Origin of the sequence: Leptospira noguchii serovar Panama str. CZ214 (genome assembly GCF_000306255.2) — a bacterium.
Classification (GTDB): Bacteria; Spirochaetota; Leptospiria; order Leptospirales; family Leptospiraceae; genus Leptospira; species Leptospira noguchii.
Genome location: NZ_AKWY02000021.1, coordinates 278,767 through 297,199, shown reverse-complemented (window position 1 = coordinate 297,199; position 18,433 = coordinate 278,767). Strand labels below are relative to the sequence as shown.

Sequence of the window (18,433 nt, the reverse complement as noted above, 5' to 3'; positions counted from 1 at the left end):
GATATAGAGAGCAAAATTGAGTTTTTTATTCGCCCAGATTTTTTTACGTCGAATTCACATTATATTACGTTTCTTTCATGCAATTGATTGATCAGAGAGTCCGACCCAACTGTCTGTGGAGAGCTGGGATCTACCCAGATTTTCTTACGCCCAACTCACGTTAACCAGTAAAAAAACGACTTGCAAATCCGCTTTTACAGAAAAACTTCAAAATCCATGTGTGATACTTTTGTTGCAACTCCTTCTTTTACCGGCACTGGTGCCATGATTTTTGGAAAAAATTCAGACAGAGAACCAAACGAGGCACAGGCTCTATTGAGAGTTCCAGCCAGATCCAAAGAACCTAAGACGTTTTGTACTTATATCCAAGTTCCAGGAGTAAAACAAACACAGGAAGTAATTCTATCAAAACCATTTCAGATGTGGGGCGCTGAAATGGGAGCCAATGAGTCTGGAGTAGTGATCGGAAACGAAGCGGTTTTTACAAAAATTCCTTTTGAAAAGAAAAACCAAGGATTGACCGGTATGGATCTGCTCAGACTTGCATTGGAAAGAAGTAAGGACGCAGAAACTGCGAGAGAAACCATTCTTCAATTTTTAGAAAAATTTGGCCAAGACGCCTGTGGAGGTTATACAAATCCTTCTTTTTATTATCATAATAGTTTTATAATCGCCGATTTTAAAAACGCGTTCGTATTGGAAACCGCAGGAAAATTCTGGGCTTGGAAAAAAATAGAGGGTTTTTATTCCATTTCCAACGGGCTGACTCTTGAAGATAACTATGACGCGATTCATCCTAACGCAGTCGACTTCGCTTATCAAAATGGATGGACAAAAAAAGGAAAACCTTTCTCATTTCGAACCTCGTTTTCCGATTCCTTTTTTACTTTTTTCAGTAAGTGTAAGGTTCGAAGAAAAATTACCTCGGATTTGGGTGCGGATCAAAAAGGGAATTTAGGTCCACGAGAAGCAATGGAAATCCTGAGGCAAGAAGGAGAACCGGGAACTACTAAACCTTTTTTTCCTTCTGGATCGAATATGGGTTCGGTTTGTCTTCATGCTACTGGTCCAATTACGCCTAACGGAACCACCGGTTCTATGGTAGCCGAATTGAACCCAAACGTTTCCCAAAACCGTTTTTGGTTTACCGGAACTTCTATTCCTTCTATTTCGCTTTTTATTCCGGCTGGTTTTTTAGGAACGAGTTTTTTGGAAAAAAACTTTGAACAACCTGGAGCAAAGGTGGATTCTTCTCTTTGGTGGACTCACGAAAAATTTTACCGGGAAGTGCAGGGATTTTATCCGGAGGCAAAACGTGCGGTTCAACAAAGGATTCTGGATTTAGAAAATTTGTGGTTTGAGGAATCGAATCAAATTCTAAAAAAGAAGAAAGGTAAAAAAACTTTAGACACGTTAAGCGAAACCGCAATCCGCACAACGTTGCAGGAATATCATACTTGGAATAATTCTTTGTTAAACGAACTTAAAAGTAAAAATTTACAACGGACCTTTGCGCCTTTTTACAATTTGCAGTGGTCCGTTTGGAATCGGAAAGCGGATATCAATGTTTCTTAGAGTTTGCTTTTCGAATTCTCATATTGATTAGCTCCACTCCTAAAGAAAATGCCATAGAAAAATAAACATAACCTTTTGGAATATGGAAGTGAAGTCCGTCCGCGAATAACATCGCCCCGATCATAATCAAAAATGAAAGTGCTAAAATTTTCATAGAAGGATGTTCATTGATAAAATCGCTGACAGTTCCGGAAAATATAAGCATCACAATCATAGAAAGGATAACCGCTGCAACCATAACTTGAAACTGGCCCGAAAGTCCAACCGCGGTCACGATCGAATCTACAGAAAAGATAATATCTAGAAGAATCAATTGAACGATCACATTCCAAAAAGAAATTTTTTCCTTCTTAGATTTAGAATGATCCTCTTCGATACTTTCCACCTTACCGTGTATTTCACTAGTACTCTTTGCGATTAAAAACAAACCACCTCCGAGCATGATCAAGTCCCTGCCAGAGATTGCAAAGTTTGCAATTGTTAAAAATGGAGTTGTTAAAGATGCGATCCAACTAACCGCGAACAACAGGGCGATTCTAAAACCCAAGGCTAAAGTGAGGCCTAGACTTCTTGCTTGATTTTGTTTATTTTTAGGAAGTTTGCCGGAAACGATTGAAAGAAAAACAATATTGTCGATCCCTAAGACGATTTCCATGAGAGTAAGGGTAAGAATTGCAACAACTTTATCGAGAGAAAGTAATTCCATCCTTGCAGTTAATTTTTCGAAAAGGAATAAATCAATCGATTTACAAAGAAACTTAAGGAGGCATACTGTAGGTATGGAGTTTCTTCCGGAAAGTTTTAAAACGAGAGAAGCGTTCGGAATTCATTTGAGGGGAAAGAACATTCATTCTTATCTACCTCCTCGTCTTAGTCTTTTAGTTTTTTTAAGACATTCAGGATGTATTTTTGTTAGGGAGGCGATTGCTGATTTGAAAGAGATGTTTGAAAGTTCTCTTTCTTTTCCTTCGATCTTATTTTTTTTTCCTGAAGATTTAAAAAACTGCGAAAAATTTTTTAAAGAAGTTTGGAAGGATGCTTGTGTGGTTTCTGATCCAAATACGGAATTTTATCAAGACTTAGGATTACAAAATGCAAATTTAATCCAACTTGCTGGTCCTGAAGTATGGATGGGAGTTGCAAGGGCTACTCTCAAAGGACATTTTTATGGAATCCCCGGAAGTAATCCTTTACAAATGCCTGGAGCATTTCTTGTAGTTCAGGATCGTATCGTATGGGAACATAGATACAGGCATATAGGAGATCATCCCGATTGGAAAAATCTTCCCGGAATTACTCTTTTACCGGGACCGGAATTTGGACCTGGGGTTTTACCCGCTTAGTTTAACGAACGACTGTCACCGAACAACTAGCGTGATGAACAATTCGATCGGAAACGGAACCTACTAAAAATCTTCCTACTGCGGAAAGTCCTCTCGAACCGATTACAATCATATCATAATTTCCTTTTGTAGCTGTTTCTACGATTGTGTCTGCTGGATAACCTTCCAGAACCAATCGATCCCATTTGATTTCTGGGGATTCATCTAAAGGAGAATGAATTTTTTCGAATCTTTGTTCCGAAATCCATTTTACCCTGTCCTTTCCTTCGGGAGCTTTTTCGTAATAACCAGGAAGAGGGCCGAATTCTTCTATCACTTCTAAGATTGTAAGGTTTGCGTTTGCCGCTTTTGCGATCGCAATACCCATTTCCAAAGCTTTTTTAGAACTTTCCGAACCGTCTACTGGAACTAAAATCTTTTTGATAAATCTTTGCATGTTCTTTCTCTTTGCCAAAGAGTGTATCCTTCTCAAGTTCGTTTTCCAATCAAAAAAACTTAAAATTTAGGTTGGTACAATTTAATTTTGATTCATCGGAGAATTTTGATTTTATAAATGACTTAGACAAAAAAGTTGCAAATCAATTAGCTTGCGACCATGGAACAAAAAACAGAACTGGATCGTATATTCCTAAATTCTTATTTAAGATATAAGAATTTAGGAGATTCAAAAAATTTAATTGAACAGGCAGCGTTTTGGATTGGTAGGATTGCAGTACGTAAGTATTCTCTCGGCGAAGACGAGAGAAGTGAAGTTCTACTCAAGTTCATTCAAAAAATAGAATATTTTTCTAAATTATACGAAACTAAAAAATTCGATAATTTTTCGGCATTTGCGATCGTGTTTTTAAAACATCTCGTTTTAAATCAATGGAAAAAGGAAATTAATTCTTTAAAAAGAAATCCTATTTTTTTGGAACCGGATAGTTTACCTGGATCTGTGATTTATGAACCTGACTATGATTGTGAACCTTCTCCACATAAAATTTTCTTACAAGAAATTTTACAAAATTTAGATCCAAGAGGGGTTTTGATTTTTAAGCTCAAACACAATTTATTTTTGGAAAGAAAGGATATTCTACTTTTGAAAAGTATTCTTGCTTCGTCCGGAAATTCGATTCGAGATTTTTTAAAAGAGAGAGCGGAAAAAACATCTTCTGTTCGATGTAAAGAAATTACGATTTTAGAAAAGATGGAAGTCTCACATCAACTGATTTTTTCCAATCGAAAAAACGCAGCAAACTTTTCTTCTCAAAAGAAACTAAAACTCAGAAAAAAACTTTTAAGACCCGAAATCATTTATACTTACGAAGAGATTTCCAATTGGTTTGATTGGAAATCCTCCGTGATTAAAAAGTTATATTTACAAACCATGAATTCCTTGAAGAACTCCGGTAGAGATTTGGAATTCAATTTTAAAAGAAAATAAATTGACCGATTCCAATCAAATTGAATCACTTAACGTAAATTTGACGTAAGACGTCTAAGTGTGCGGACCGGCAGTTAATAAATTGTATGAAAAAAACGTAATACAAAATTGCGTTTTTTAGTTTCAATTTATTGTAGAACACAATCTGCCGAACGACCTATAAAAATCGATCCATTTCGCGTTGTATCGAACTGACGTTAACTTACTACTCGAACGTATAAATAAAATACTTGGGTTAAATTGTTTCAATAATTTGAATGTTTTGGTTCTGCTCTAAAATGTCGCAAATCCCGAATTTGCGTTATTTTTTAAGTATCTCTATTTTTTCCTAAATTCGGTCGTTAATAACTTGGTATCATTTTCATGCGTCTGAGTAGTAAGTTGGAATCAAAACTATTCATTTTTTAAAATGATGAGCATACTATCTTAAAAACTTCGTTTCAGAATTTTATATCTTAAACTCGGGCTCGATTTCAAAGTTTTTAGAAAAATTTTTCTAAAAGTAGTAATTTACTGAAAGAGAACTTTATGTTGGTCTTTGCATTTTTAAAGACTAAAAAACATAGAGTTCTTACGTTTTGCTTTTTTACGAAAAAATTAAGTCTTCTAAATAAAATTCTTAAACTTGAACTCGTTTCCATTTTATGGAGATAAAGTAAAAAATAATTTTCAGAAGATACTTTTCTTTCATAGCAGTATAAAAAAATGAGTTCAATAGATAGTTTGTAAATGAGAAACCATTTACATTCGAACTCGATTTAATCAGTAGAGTATATTATGAATCAATTTGAATCTAAAAAACTGCGATGGAAATTAACGATAGGTTTGGAATTACTGACTTCAATTTTGGCGGTTCCTCTGGCGGTTTTGTTTGTAATTTCTGCCGGAGGTTACGATTTTAACCAATCGATAGGTTTGATCATTTCTTCCACAATTTCTTTGACCACTTCGTTTGTGGTTCCTTCCGTTCGTTTTGTGATCCTTGGGAAACTTTTAAAAAACTTAGAAGATAAAAATTGGTTTGTTTTAAATTCTAAAGAAAAATCCGAAATTAAAATTAAAATTCTCAACTTTCCTCTTTATAATTCTTGGTTTTATATGATCCAGTGGAGTTACGGAATCTTTGCTGCTTGGAGAATTATGCATTTATTTTTTGTTCCAAAAACGATCGAATCTCTTCCGTTTGCTTTTTTGCCTGCAATCATTTATCCAGTTTTAGGAGTTTCTCATTTCTTTTTAACTGAGTCCACACTTGTAACTCTTTTAGAGTCTGATCGTTTGGGTGATGTTTATAGCGATCCCGAAAAGATAAAAACCGTTGGCATTCATACAAGAATTTTCAGTACGATTTCTGCGATTGCCATTCTTCCAATCGTAATTTTAGGTTATCTCCTATTTGAAGAAACTTCCGGTTGGATCAAGTTAGGCGATGTTACGATTCCATTGATTCTTACTTTGATGTTTATGCTGATTGCCGTTGGGGTTGCGTCTTTTCAACTTTCTTCTACGATTCGAAGAAATTCAGAAAACATGATTCAAATTTTTGCAAAGATGTCGGATGGAAATTTGACTCAGGTTCTTCCTACCGTTTCCAGTGACGAATTAGGTTCTAATACCAGAGCTTTAAGCGACTTTGTTAAGCGACTTCGTATTATTGTAAAAAGAGTTTCTAAGGAAGCAGTTAAACTTTCCGAAAGTTCTAAAACTTTAGGAGAAAATACGAACGAGTTATCTAAAAAGATGGAAGACCAGGCGGCTTCTTCCGAGGAGATGAGTTCGGCGGTTGAAGAAATTTCGGCTTCGATTCATTCTACTGCTTCTCGAGCAGAAAGCCAAACTCTGATTGCTAAAAAAGCGCAAACTTCTCTTGCTGAATTAGAAGGAAGGATTCGTCAGGTTCATTCTGCTCTTGTGGAAACCAAAGCGGACGCGGACCGAATGAGAGGTGAAACTAAAAGTGGTGCAGAAGCTTTGAAAGGAACTCAAAAAGCGATGGAAGCAATTGATGAAAGTACTGCAAAGATGGGCGCCACGGTAAACGTGATTAAAGAAATTACGGATCGAATTGGTCTTCTTTCTTTGAATGCTTCGATTGAAGCAGCGAGAGCGGGCGAAGCCGGAAAAGGTTTTGCGGTTGTGGCACAAGAGATTGCAAAATTAGGAGAGCAGACTCAAGAAAACGCTAAGAGAATTACTTCTGCAATTTCCGAAGCTTTGAACGCTACAAAAAGTGGTAGGGAAGTGATCGAATCTATGCAAACTGTTTTTCAAAGAATCGGAAGTACAGTTGGTACTACTCTGGATCGTATTTCGGAAGTTGCGTTACTTTCTGATTCTCAGTTAACCGCGAGTGAACAGGTAAGATCTGCGTTTACTGAATTTTCTATCTCTTCGGATGAAATTAGAAACCATACTCAAGAACAGACTAGAACTTCTGAAGAGTTTTCAAAAACGATTGTTTCGATTTCGGAAACGACAGAATTTTTAAGTAGTGTGGTTACTCAGATCGACGGACTGTCTGTCCGTTTAAATGAACAAGCGGATAAACTGAAATCGGAGATGGATTTCTTTGAAACTTGAGCGGACATGCGAAAATGAGCGGACATGCGAAAATGAGCGGACATGCGAAAAAGCCGCTTTCGTTTTCCTTCGGAAAATAGTTGTGAGTCAATAGTTTAGATAATTGGAATATAATGGATTTTTAGAATTATATTCTAAATTACGAATATAGATTTGTTTTTACAAGGTGTTTAGGTCTATTAAAATCCAAACTACAGTTATCTGTCAAAACTTGCACTGCAAGTTCGTCTGTTTTTCCACTCAGTCTTTAGTTTAACTTAAATTTTAAATGTGATCGGATGGTAGGCCATTCACTTGAAATGATACTGTAAACGGCAGTGTTTCTTAGGGTTCCGTTTGGCATGGTTCTGTGATTGCGTAAAATTCCGTCTAAATTCGCTCCTAATCTTTCTATGGCTCTTCTTGAATTTTGATTGAGTCTATGTGTTCTAAATTCAACTGCGATACAATTTAAATTTTCAAATGCATGTTCTAAAAGAAGAAATTTACATTCTGTATTTACAAATGTTTTTTGGTATTCTTTGGAATACCAAGTCGAACCTATTTCAAGTCGTCTATCCGTTTTTTCTATGTTCATATAACGTGTGCTTCCAATGATTTTTCCATCTGCTTTACTTTGTACTACAAAAGGGAGTGAGCTTTTTTCTTTTTCTTCTGTCAGAGCTTTTTCGATCCATTGTTTCATAACCTCGGGAGAAGGCACTAAAGTGAACCAGAGTTTCCAGAGTTCTCCGTCTAACACTGTTTTGGTTAATGCTTCACAATGTTTCATTTTTAGAGGATGAAGTTCCACATTGTTTCCGATTAGTGAAATAGGTTCAGGGGGAAAATGATGTTTCATTGTTGTAGTTTGTTTTCGATTTTGTTTTGAGTTTGTCTTAAAAACTTGAAAGCGCAAACGATAATCCTTTAGAAGTTTCTAATAAAATGCTGAAGCTCCATAGAAGTAGCCACATCTCTAAATTCTCAGTCGTTTTTCCCATCATCAGATTTTTATAATCTTTCGATTTGGGAACAAGCTATTTGTTCAAATTGAAGATTTATAAATATATATTTTAAACTTACAAGTAAATTTTGGTGAATCATAAAGGTGGAACGTTTTTACCGAGTTAGAATGTTTGAGATTTTCGTTTTACAAAACTGTGGGAACTACTGCAAACTTAAGACTTTACATTTGTATTTACAAAACTGTGGGAACTACTGCAAACTTAAGATTTTACATTTGTATTCACAAACTGTGGGAACTACTGCAAACTTAAGACTTTACATTTGTATTCACAAAACTGTGGGAACTACTACAAACTTAAGACTTTACATTTGTATTCACAAAACTGTGGGAACTACTGCAAACTTAAGATTTTACATTTGTATTCACAAACTGTGGGAACTACTGCAAACTTAAGACTTTACATTTGTATTCACAAAACTGTGGGAACTACTACAAACTTAAGACTTTACAGTTGTATTTACAAATTGTGGGAACTCTTACTTTTTCTTTGGATTTTATAGAGATGCCAATATCTAAATAACGAAAAAAATCAATCTTCCGAATAATACTTACTAGAAGCTTCTTTCAAAAATTTTTTTTCTTTTCTAGAAAGAGAATTCATACCGGATTTGGAAATTTTATCTAACAAATAGTCTACTTCCTCTCTAACGTGAATCTTACGATTCATTTCTTCTTGCCATTTTTTCATCTTTCTTTTTTGAAGATAGCGACTGAGAGACAAAGAAGGGGGAATTTTAGATTTTAGTTTATTATAATAAAAGAAATAAACCGCTCCACCGATTGCTCCGCCTAAATGTGCCATGTGCGCGATGTTACTACCCGAACCAGAAAACGCAATGATGAGCATAAGAATCACAACCATATACTTCGCTTTGAGAGGAAAAAAGCCCATAAAAAGAAGTTCCTGGTTAGGCCAAATCAAAGCAAAAGCGATCAAAAGACCGTAAATTCCTCCGGAGGCGCCGATGATAGTGCCTTGGTGAAATCCAACGTTATGCAAAATCCAAGGAAAAAAACCTCCCATGAAACAAGAGAATAGATAAAACTTTAAAAAATTCCTACTACCCCAGTAGTTTTCCAGAACTGAACCAAACATCCAAAGAGAAAACATATTGAATAAAATATGAAAGAAATTTTGAACAGAGTGTAGAAATGCGTATGTGAGAAGTTGCCAGACAAAAAAACGATGGGTGACCATATCGGAAGTCATTCCGAAATAAATAGTTAAGTAATCTCCTACCGTCCAGGAAAGTAGAAGTTGAACCGCAAAGATACTCCCGTTTAAAATCAATAAGGTGCGGGCTACTGGAGTCAGCTCTGGGCCGATTCGATTGTAGATTCCTGTCATAGAGGAACATGATTTCTCCTCGGAATTCAAAGACAACCGTAAAACGGAATTTCTTCTTTCTCTTATCTTTGACAGAAAATTTCGAAGGTTAAATACTGGGCCGGATATGATCGTTCAGTTATATGGAACCAGAGGTTCGATTCCTTCTCCTCTTCGCACCCGAGAATACATTCAAAAAGTAACTCAAATTTTGGAAATTGTTCGAGACAAGGATCCAGAAGTTCTTACCGATATTCAGAAATTTATTTCCAATTTACCCGCCTATTTATCCCGCGTAGTAGGCGGAAATACTACTTGCGTTTCGCTCACAACTTCTTCCGGAAAAAGATTCGTTTTTGATTGTGGAACCGGACTTAGAATTTTAGGGGACGAGTTGATGCGAAAAGAATTCCAGAACGGAGAAGGAAAACTCTCTTTATTTTTTTCGCATACTCACTGGGATCACATCCAAGGGATTCCATTTTTCAAGCCGATCTATATACCCGGAAATGAATTTCATTTTTATTCACCTTTTCCAGATCTACAAGAACGTTTAGAAAAACAACATTCTCCCGAATACTTTCCCATTCCATTTTCCGGACTTGCCTCTACGAAAATCTTTACCTGTTTGAATCCCGGCGAAATTTTGGATTTGGAAGGAGATTGTAAGGTCAGTTTTTATCCTCTCAAACACCCAGGCGGATCGTATGCCTACCGAGTGGAGGAAAACGGAAAGGTATTTATTTTTGCTACGGATGCTGAGTTTACCGGAGAGGATTTTGATTCTATTTCGGAAATGAAACCGTTTTTTGAAAATGCGGACTTACTCATTTTAGATGCCCAATATACCTTGGACGAATCCTTCCAAAAATTTGACTGGGGACATACATCCTACACAATGGCCGTAAACTGTGCAGTTGCCTGGAATATAAAAACTCTCGTATTGACCCATCACGAACCCGTTTATTCGGACGACGTGTTGGAACTCATTCTTGAGGAAGCTAGGGCGCACTCGGTTTCGCTCGGCAACTCTTCCATGAGGATTGAACTTGCTGTCGAAGGAAACGTATATAAATTAACATGAAAAGTATCGGACTTCATAGAACTTCTAAAACCCTGCTCGTCATAGCCCTCTTAGGAGGACTTTTTTTTGGTTATATTCTTTCGGAGGTGGACGAAGGAGGAGAGTTAGCGATGCTTGCTTCTTACCAGCCTACAACTCCTACTCGACTCTACGATATCAACGGAGTTGTATTCGCAGAACTTTATAAACACAAACAACAACTACTGAAATACCAAGATATTCCACCTCACGTGGTGCAGGCGTTTTTATCTGTAGAGGACAATAACTTTTTCAATCACTTTGGGATCGATTTTATGGCGATCCTTAGAGCCGGGATCGTAAACGTAATTTCGGGTAGAATCAAACAAGGAGGTTCCACACTTACACAGCAGCTTGCCAAGACGGTTTTACAAAATAGAAAAAGATCTTTTGCTAGAAAGTTTATAGAAGCGTTGTTTACCCTTCAGATAGAACAAGAATATTCAAAAGAAGAAATATTAGAAATTTATTTTAATCTAATTTATTTAGGACACGGAACTACTGGCCTTGCTTCTGCCGCGGATGTATATTTTCAAAAAGATGTAAGCGACTTGGACGTAGCCGAAGCGGCGCTTCTTGCTAGATTGCCTAAAGCTCCTGTAAAATATTCTCCCTTTAAAAATCCTGCCATTTCCAAAGGAGCACATTTAAGCGTTCTAAGGCTTATGGCGGAACAAGGTTATATCCCTGCAGATAAGGTTCAAACGATTCACGACGATTTTTGGAATAAATATTGGCCCGTAGTCATCACTCAATCTCCTTCTCAATCTACTTGGGGAAATCGTTTGAACAAGGCCCCTCACTTTACGGAGTATGTTCGTCAAAAATTAGAAAAAGAATTAGGCGAAGATAAGGTTTACACGGGAGGGTTGAAAGTATATACCACTCTTGACGCTCGTAAACAAGAGATTGCTCAAGAAGAACTATCCAAGGCGATTAAAAAACACGATGACCTTGTTTCTGGAATTACGGTCAATTATTCCGGAGGAGCCGATAGAGGTCTTGTAGGTTTGTATTATTTAATGGGCTCCGTGTTTCCGATTGGAATGCCTTTTATTAGTAAGTTAGACGACAAGGCAAATTACAGAGTGGCTCTGGAAAGAGAACTTATAGACGCGGTGGACATTCTTACGATTTTGACTCCTGGAGAAAACGAATCCGCTGCAATCTCAGAATTTCAAAAACAAACCGCGGTCTTCGGAAAAAACCTACACGTAGAAGGAGCCGCGATCACAATCGAACCTTCTACTGGATATATACAAACCATGGTAGGTGGTTACGAATTTACACCTAAGAATCAGTTCAATCGGGCTACGATGGCAAGACGTCAAACCGGCTCCGCGTTTAAACCATTCGTTTATGGAGCCGCAATTCAGGAAAGAGTGGTAGGAAGTGGAACCGGAATTATGGACGCACCTCTTACTACTTTGACGGAAGAAGGAGAAGGTTGGTCACCTCAGGATTTTGACGGAGACTTTTTAGGAATGGTTCCTCTTTCCAGAGCCTTGTCCTTGTCGCTTAACATCGTTTCGGTGCAGGTTTTTTTACGAACCGGTCCAGATGCGGTCATCGATTTCTCTTCCAGATTATTGGGAGCCAATCCGAATCGTTTTCCGCCTAGTCCTGCTCTTGCGCTTGGGATTGCAGAGCTGACTCCTCTAGAAATGGCGCTTGGATATGCTACCATCGCCAACAATGGTAGAAGGGTAATTCCGTTTTCTGTTCGTTATGTGATCGATCAAAGTGGAAATGTAGTTTATAACGAAGAAATAAAGGTGCAAGAAGAGTTACAAAGACAAGCAAAAGATGGAAGTATCCAAGTCATTTCGGAAGGAACCGCCTACATTCTGAAAAAAATGTTAACCAATGTGGCTATGGCAGGAACCGCCGCAATGGGACTTAGAGATCCGGAAAAAGGAAATTATAGAGGAACCGCCGCTGGAAAAACTGGTTCTACTTCTTCTTTTACAAACGCATGGTATTGTGGATTTGATCCAAATTATACGACTGTAATTTGGTTGGGATTTGATAAAAGTTCTATTTCTTTGGGAAGGGGGCAGGCTGCTTCTGTACTTGCGGTTCCAATTTGGGGAAGAATGTACAATCGATTTTACGGAGGACAAAACTATCCTTCGTTTGGCGAAGACATTCTGCCAGAGGAAGTACAAGGAGGAGGGACTTGTGCTTATAACGGACTTTCACCAAAACCGGGAGTATGTCCCGTAACTCAAAATCTGACACTCAAACCGATCACAGTAGCAGGAGTGACCAAGGCCGTGATGGGCAATCGTCAATGTGATGGAGAAAGAGATCATCATAAGTCTATGGATTTTAGAGAATTCTTACAGAAAGAATATCAAATTAGCGATGAAGAATTAGGAAAAACGGATCGAAAATTTAAACCTAGAACAGAATAATTTCGTTTTGGAGAATTTCGTTTACAGAATTTTTTCATTTAGAAGGATTGAAACCGAGACTTGCATTTAGATATTTCTAAATCTCTCGAAAGGAATCATTCATGTCTGTAGAAATTAAGGTCCCCGAAATGGGGGAATCGATTACGGAAGCTACGATTGCAAACTGGGTAAAGAAAGAAGGAGAGTCCGTAAAACAAGATGAGATCTTGTTAGAACTAGAAACGGATAAGGCGACTATGGAAGTTCCGGCTCCTTCTTCCGGTGTTCTTCAGAAAATTCATAAAAAAGCTGGAGAAACGGTAAAGGTAAAGGAGATCATCGGACTTATCGACGCCACAGCATCTGTCTCTTCTTCCCCATCTTCTCCTTCTACTACACAAACAGCACAACTTTCCGGAAACGGCAACATTAACGAAACTCTTCCACCTGCGGTCCGTAAGTTGATCGAAGACAACGGACTCAATCCTACTTCAATTTCCGGTTCCGGTAAAAACGGACAAATCACAAAAGAAGACGTATTAAAAGCAATTGAATCCAAATCGTCTGTTTCAAATCCTTCTGTAAATGTAGGAACTCCAGCAGCGGTCAAAACGGCGCTGACTTCTCCTGAAATTCCAAAAGCGGTTCCGGCTGCAAGAAGAACGGATCTACCAAGAGAAAATTCGGTTCCTATGACTCGACTTCGTAAGGTAATTGCAGAAAGACTTGTGTCTGCACAACACAACGCCGCAATACTTACCACGTTTAACGAAGTAGATATGAGCGCCGTTATGGAACTTAGAAACCGTTATAAGGATCGATTTAAAGAGACGCATAACGTAGGTCTTGGATTTATGAGTTTTTTTACCAAGGCTGCAATTCACGCACTCAAAACGATTCCAGCGATCAATGCAGAAATTCGTGGAAACGATATCGTATATAAAAACTACTACGATGTAGGAGTTGCTGTCGGAGGACCGAAAGGACTTGTAGTTCCGATCGTAAGAGACGCAGACTTACTTAGTTTTGCGGGAGTAGAACAAGAAATTGTAAGACTTGCCAACCGAGTCAAAGACGGAAAAATCGAACTCTCCGAAATGGAAGGTGGAACTTTTACGATTTCCAACGGAGGAATTTACGGTTCCATGATGTCCACTCCAATTCTCAATCCTCCACAAAGTGGAATTTTAGGACTTCATAATATAGTAAAACGTGCAGTGGTGGTAAACGATCAAATTGTGATCCGTCCGATGATGTATCTTGCACTTTCCTACGATCACCGGATCGTGGACGGAAAGGAAGCGGTTACTTTCCTCGTAAAGGTCAAAGAAGCGATCGAAGATCCGAGCCGGCTTTTGCTAGAACTTTAATGAAAGAGGAAGTATGTCAGCAGAATTTGACGTAGTCGTGATCGGCGCGGGACCGGGGGGCTACGTTTGTGCCATCCGCTGCGCACAACTCGGTTTTAAAACCGCAATTATCGAAAAAAGAAAAACCCTCGGAGGCACTTGTCTGAACGTGGGTTGTATTCCTTCTAAAGCGCTTTTAGATTCTTCCGAAGAATATCATAAAACTCTACACAAACTGGAAGTTCACGGAATCAGTGTCGGAAAAGTAGATCTGGATTTGAACAAACTTATGAATCGTAAGGATCAGATCGTAAAGGAGGTCACGGACGGAGTGGACTTCCTTATGAACAAAAATAAGATCAAACGTTACGAAGGTTTTGGAAAGGTATTGTCCGCTGGAAAAGTAGAAGTCGCTTTGAATGACGGAAAAAAAGAAACTATCTCCGCCAAACACATTGTAGTCGCTACTGGATCGGTGCCGATCGATATTCCAGGTTTAACCGTGGACGGAAAAAATATCATCACTTCCGATCATGCGATTGAACTTCGTAAACTTCCTAAAAAGATGATTATCATCGGAGCCGGAGTCATCGGACTCGAACTAGGATCCGTTTGGGGGAGACTCGGCACTTCTGTGACCGTGGTTGAATTTTTACCCGGGCTCATTTCCAATGTAGATCGTCAGATGGGTTCATTATTAGAACGTTCTCTTGCTTCTCAAGGAATGGAATTTTTATTTGAACATAAGGTCAAAGGTGCAACTACTACAAAGAACGGAGTAAAGGTTCAGATCGAAGATTCTAAAGGAGGGTCTAAAGACTTAGAGGCGGATCTAGTTCTTGTCGCGGTCGGACGAAGACCTTTTCTAGAAGGAGTGGGACTGGAAGAAGCAGGCGTAACGTTCACACAACGCAAACGAATCCAAGTAGATGCACATTTTAAAACATCCGTTCCTGGAATTTATGCAATCGGAGATGCGATCGATGGACCTATGCTCGCACACAAAGCGGAAGAAGAAGGAGTCGCTCTTGCGGAACTTCTTGCGGGTCAATCTGGTCACGTCAATTACAACGCAGTTCCTTACGTCATATATACTTGGCCGGAAATGGCTTGGGTGGGAAAGGGCGAAGAAGAATTGAAATCTGCAGGAATTGAATATAAAGTAGGAAAATCACTATTTCGACCCAATGCTCGTTCCAAAGCGATGAATGAAGCGGAAGGGCAAGTCAAAATACTCGCCGATAAAAAAACGGATAAACTTTTAGGAGCTTTTGTATTTGGCCCAAGGGCTTCGGATATGGTGGCAGAACTTGCAGTGGCTATGGAGTTCGGAGCTTCCGCGGAAGATATAGCGAGAAGTTTCCATGCACATCCGACCTTGTCGGAAGTGATTAAAGAAGCGGCAATGGCGGTGGATAAGTGGGCGATTCACGCGTGAATCGTATTAGGTAGGTTTCAAAAATGAAGATAGAAAAACTCATGGCGCTTTATGGAGAGAACGGCGCTCTCCTCGAAGAACTTTATAATCAATATAAACTCAATCCAGAAACTTTGGACAAAGAATGGAAGTCTTTCTTTCAAGAAGTAGACACCAATGGAAACGGAAGTGGATATACAAACGGCAATGGCAGATCCGCGGTGGCAACTTCTTTTACAGATGCACAGGCGGCTTCCATCCGAGAGATGGGGATTATCAACCTACTCAATGCTTATAGAAGACAGGGTCACCTTGCTGCTAAATTAGATCCACTTGGAATTCAAAAACCGAATCGTACTTTTATCGATTCTAAACTTCATAATATTTCTTCTACAGATATAGATACTGTTGTAGATAGTGAAACTCTCGGAAGAGTAAAACTTGCCGAGATTGTAGATCTTTATGAAAAAGTATATTGTAATACGATTGGAGCCGAACATTTCTATTTAGTAAATGATGAAGAAAGAGAATGGCTTCAAAAAAAGATGGAATCTCCTGAATTTTTGGCGCCTTTGCCTAGAGGAATTAAACTTAGACTTTTCGAAAAATTATTTCAGGCGGATTATTTTGAAACCTTCCTCGCTAAAAAGTATGTAGGTAAAAAAAGATTCTCTTTAGAAGGAGGGGAATCCTTCATTCCACTTTTAGATACGATTGTAGAAGAAGCGGGTTATCATCAGATGGATGGACTCGTGATCGGAATGGCGCATAGAGGAAGACTGAATGTTCTTGTGAATATTATTGAAAAACCTGCGTCACTCATCTTTGCAGAGTTCGAAGAAAAAACGGACAAAGATAACTTAAGTTATGCGGATGTAAAGTATCACTTGGGATATTCCAATAGCAGGATGACTACCGCCGGTAAAGAAGTGAAACTTTCACTCGCGTTCAACCCAAGCCACTTGGAATGTGTGGACCCTGTGGTAACCGGATCGGTTCGAGCCCGTCAGACTTTGATCGGAGACAAAGACCGTTCCAAATATATGCCGATTTTAATTCATGGAGACGCCGCGTTTGCTGGTCAGGGTGTAGTTGCAGAAACTCTCAACCTGATGAATTTAGAGGGTTATACTACCGGTGGGACGTTTCATATCGTTGTCAATAACCAGATCGGTTTTACTACTCTTCCGGATGAATCTAGATCCACGTTGTATGCAACCGATCTTGCAAAAGGTTTCCAAATTCCAATCATCCACGTAAACGGAGACGATCCAGAAGCAGTTTACAGAGTTGTAAAACTAGGAATGGAATACCGTCAAAAATTCAAAAAAGATTTTATTATAGATTTGGTTTGTTATAGAAGACTGGGTCACAATGAAACGGACGAACCAGCATTCACTCAACCGAAAATGTATGCCATCATTAAGAATCATCCGCCTACTGTAAAACTTTATGAAAAAAGACTTATAGAAGAAGGGGACATTCCACAAGAAGATATTGATTTTATCAAAAACGGATCGATGCACGGGTTGGAAGATTCTTTCCAAAGAGCCAAGGAACAGGACGTAAAAATTCGTGTGGATACAATGCAAGGAGTATGGTCTAAGTTTTCTAAGGATTCGTTAGATTCAGAACCAGCCACAAAACTTCTCGCAGAACAGATGCATGGAATCGTTCAAGCTTTGACTAGCGTACCTCAGGGTTTTACTCCCAATTCTAAACTCGTAAAACTTTTGCAGAGTAGAAAGGAAATGGCGGAAGGAAAAATTCCGGTGGATTGGGGATTTGCGGAAGCTCTTTCTTTTGGATCTATTTTAGAAAGTGGATTTAGAATCCGTCTTTCCGGTCAGGATTCTCAGAGAGGAACTTTCTCACATCGTCACGCAGTACTTGTAGATACAAATACAAACGAAAAATACATTCCTCTCAATCATATTTCGTCTAAACAGGCTAAGGCGGAAATTATCAATTCTTCGCTTTCTGAATTTTCAGTTTTAGGTTTTGAATATGGTTATTCTCTTTCGGATCCGAATGCCCTTGTGATGTGGGAAGCTCAGTTTGGAGATTTTGCGAACAGTGCCCAGGTGATCTTTGATCAGTTTATTTCCAGTTCGGAAGTAAAATGGCAAAGATTATCCGGTTTGATTATGCTTCTTCCTCACGGATATGAAGGTCAGGGACCGGAACATTCTTCCGCGAGATTGGAAAGATTTTTACAACTTTGTGCTCTTGACAATATGCAAGTTTGTAATCTAACAACCGCGGCCCAATATTTCCATTTGCTCCGAAGACAAATGCTTAGAAACTATCGTAAACCTTTAGTGATTGTAACCCCTAAAAGTTTACTACGTTTTCCTGCCTCACTTTCTCCGGTGGAAGATATTCTACAAGGCGCGTTTCGAGAAATATTAATTGATGATAGTGGGTCTAAACCGGATAAAATCGAAAAAGTGGTATTTTCAGCAGGTAAAGTATATTATGATTTAATGAAATACAAAGATGAAAATAAAATCAAAAACGTTGCTCTGGTTCGAGTGGAACAAATTTATCCTTTTCCTGCAAAAGAGATCCAAAATTCTCTTAAAACTTTCAAAAATGCTAAACAATTCGTTTGGTGCCAAGAAGAGCCAAAAAATCAAGGAGCTTGGTTTTTTGTTAGAGAAAGGATCGAAGGACTTCTTCCAGAAAATACTCGTCTTGTGTATGCGGGAAGACACGAATCTCCTAGTCCAGCCGCTGGCCATATGAAGTTACACCTTCAAGAACAGGATCAACTTGTTTTGGACGCATTTCAGGCGTAAGAGTTTTCGAGCATCAATTTTATAAAAAGAAAAACTTTTGTTTTAGAATTTTATAATTTTAGCATATACAATCGCGAAGAAACTTTAAAAGTAAAAAGCCCGGATGTA

General features: G+C 38.5%; 13 protein-coding genes. 9 read left to right on the top strand and 4 right to left on the bottom strand.

What is annotated here, in order from left to right:
• The first annotated feature begins 216 nt into the window (after positions 1-216).
• Entirely contained in the window at positions 217-1,575 is a 1,359-nt protein-coding gene (locus LEP1GSC059_RS11655; protein ID WP_017215810.1) for an acyl-CoA--6-aminopenicillanic acid acyltransferase, read from the top strand.
• Here the strand turns inward: LEP1GSC059_RS11655 and LEP1GSC059_RS11650 are convergent.
• Positions 1,562-2,281 (bottom strand): TerC family protein, encoded by a 720-nt coding sequence (locus LEP1GSC059_RS11650; protein ID WP_002180358.1) that lies wholly within the window; start codon positions 2,279-2,281, stop codon positions 1,562-1,564. The genes LEP1GSC059_RS11655 and LEP1GSC059_RS11650 overlap by 14 nt on opposite strands.
• A 73-nt stretch (positions 2,282-2,354) precedes the next feature.
• Between LEP1GSC059_RS11650 and LEP1GSC059_RS11645 the strand changes: the two genes are divergently transcribed.
• Complete coding sequence (locus tag LEP1GSC059_RS11645) at positions 2,355-2,918, top strand: peroxiredoxin-like family protein (RefSeq protein WP_002180287.1); 564 nt, start codon at positions 2,355-2,357, stop codon at positions 2,916-2,918.
• Between the two features lies 1 nt (position 2,919).
• Here the strand turns inward: LEP1GSC059_RS11645 and LEP1GSC059_RS11640 are convergent, their stop codons facing one another.
• Positions 2,920-3,354 (bottom strand): universal stress protein, encoded by a 435-nt coding sequence (locus LEP1GSC059_RS11640; RefSeq protein ID WP_002180346.1) that lies wholly within the window; start codon positions 3,352-3,354, stop codon positions 2,920-2,922.
• 159 nt (positions 3,355-3,513) lie between these two features.
• Between LEP1GSC059_RS11640 and LEP1GSC059_RS11635 the strand changes: the two genes are divergently transcribed.
• Positions 3,514-4,344: a hypothetical protein gene (locus LEP1GSC059_RS11635; protein WP_017215809.1), complete on the top strand. Its 831-nt coding sequence runs from the start codon at positions 3,514-3,516 to the stop codon at positions 4,342-4,344.
• A 777-nt stretch (positions 4,345-5,121) separates the two neighbouring features.
• Positions 5,122-6,924: a methyl-accepting chemotaxis protein gene (locus LEP1GSC059_RS11630; protein WP_017215808.1), complete on the top strand. Its 1,803-nt coding sequence runs from the start codon at positions 5,122-5,124 to the stop codon at positions 6,922-6,924.
• Positions 6,925-7,171: 247 nt separating this feature from the next.
• On the opposite strand, the gene LEP1GSC059_RS11625 is transcribed toward LEP1GSC059_RS11630, so the two are convergent.
• Both LEP1GSC059_RS11625 and LEP1GSC059_RS11620 read right to left on the bottom strand, forming a co-directional pair.
• Positions 7,172-7,765 carry a GNAT family N-acetyltransferase gene (locus tag LEP1GSC059_RS11625; protein WP_017215807.1) on the bottom strand — a complete coding sequence of 198 codons (594 nt, stop codon included), beginning with the start codon at positions 7,763-7,765 and terminating at the stop codon, positions 7,172-7,174.
• A gap of 697 nt (positions 7,766-8,462) precedes the next feature.
• Positions 8,463-9,281, bottom strand: coding sequence for a rhomboid family intramembrane serine protease (locus tag LEP1GSC059_RS11620; RefSeq protein ID WP_020980743.1), 819 nt, complete (start codon positions 9,279-9,281; stop codon positions 8,463-8,465).
• 106 nt (positions 9,282-9,387) lie between these two features.
• On the opposite strand from LEP1GSC059_RS11620, the gene LEP1GSC059_RS11615 reads away from it, so the two are divergent.
• From LEP1GSC059_RS11615 to LEP1GSC059_RS11595, 5 genes are all read left to right on the top strand, one after another.
• Positions 9,388-10,344 carry an MBL fold metallo-hydrolase gene (locus LEP1GSC059_RS11615; RefSeq protein WP_002177178.1) on the top strand — a complete coding sequence of 319 codons (957 nt, stop codon included), beginning with the start codon at positions 9,388-9,390 and terminating at the stop codon, positions 10,342-10,344.
• Positions 10,341-12,779: a penicillin-binding protein 1A gene (locus LEP1GSC059_RS11610; RefSeq protein WP_020980862.1), complete on the top strand. Its 2,439-nt coding sequence runs from the start codon at positions 10,341-10,343 to the stop codon at positions 12,777-12,779. Before LEP1GSC059_RS11615 ends, LEP1GSC059_RS11610 begins: the two co-directional genes overlap by 4 nt.
• A 101-nt stretch (positions 12,780-12,880) precedes the next feature.
• Positions 12,881-14,128, top strand: a complete 1,248-nt coding sequence (gene odhB, locus LEP1GSC059_RS11605; RefSeq protein ID WP_017215804.1) for a 2-oxoglutarate dehydrogenase complex dihydrolipoyllysine-residue succinyltransferase — start codon at positions 12,881-12,883, stop codon at positions 14,126-14,128.
• A gap of 13 nt (positions 14,129-14,141) precedes the next feature.
• Entirely contained in the window at positions 14,142-15,545 is a 1,404-nt protein-coding gene (lpdA, locus tag LEP1GSC059_RS11600) for a dihydrolipoyl dehydrogenase (RefSeq protein WP_017215803.1), read from the top strand.
• A 23-nt stretch (positions 15,546-15,568) separates the two neighbouring features.
• Complete coding sequence (locus LEP1GSC059_RS11595) at positions 15,569-18,325, top strand: 2-oxoglutarate dehydrogenase E1 component (protein WP_020980761.1); 2,757 nt, start codon at positions 15,569-15,571, stop codon at positions 18,323-18,325.
• Positions 18,326-18,433 lie beyond the last annotated feature (108 nt).

Coding starts and splice junctions, on each gene's coding strand:
- LEP1GSC059_RS11655 (WP_017215810.1), top strand. CDS start 217: ATGTGTGATACTTTTGTTGCAACTCCTTCTTTTACCGGCACTGGTGCC.
- LEP1GSC059_RS11650 (WP_002180358.1), bottom strand. CDS start 2,281: ATGGAATTACTTTCTCTCGATAAAGTTGTTGCAATTCTTACCCTTACT.
- LEP1GSC059_RS11645 (WP_002180287.1), top strand. CDS start 2,355: ATGGAGTTTCTTCCGGAAAGTTTTAAAACGAGAGAAGCGTTCGGAATT.
- LEP1GSC059_RS11640 (WP_002180346.1), bottom strand. CDS start 3,354: ATGCAAAGATTTATCAAAAAGATTTTAGTTCCAGTAGACGGTTCGGAA.
- LEP1GSC059_RS11635 (WP_017215809.1), top strand. CDS start 3,514: ATGGAACAAAAAACAGAACTGGATCGTATATTCCTAAATTCTTATTTA.
- LEP1GSC059_RS11630 (WP_017215808.1), top strand. CDS start 5,122: ATGAATCAATTTGAATCTAAAAAACTGCGATGGAAATTAACGATAGGT.
- LEP1GSC059_RS11625 (WP_017215807.1), bottom strand. CDS start 7,765: ATGAAACATCATTTTCCCCCTGAACCTATTTCACTAATCGGAAACAAT.
- LEP1GSC059_RS11620 (WP_020980743.1), bottom strand. CDS start 9,281: ATGACAGGAATCTACAATCGAATCGGCCCAGAGCTGACTCCAGTAGCC.
- LEP1GSC059_RS11615 (WP_002177178.1), top strand. CDS start 9,388: ATGATCGTTCAGTTATATGGAACCAGAGGTTCGATTCCTTCTCCTCTT.
- LEP1GSC059_RS11610 (WP_020980862.1), top strand. CDS start 10,341: ATGAAAAGTATCGGACTTCATAGAACTTCTAAAACCCTGCTCGTCATA.
- odhB (WP_017215804.1), top strand. CDS start 12,881: ATGTCTGTAGAAATTAAGGTCCCCGAAATGGGGGAATCGATTACGGAA.
- lpdA (WP_017215803.1), top strand. CDS start 14,142: ATGTCAGCAGAATTTGACGTAGTCGTGATCGGCGCGGGACCGGGGGGC.
- LEP1GSC059_RS11595 (WP_020980761.1), top strand. CDS start 15,569: ATGAAGATAGAAAAACTCATGGCGCTTTATGGAGAGAACGGCGCTCTC.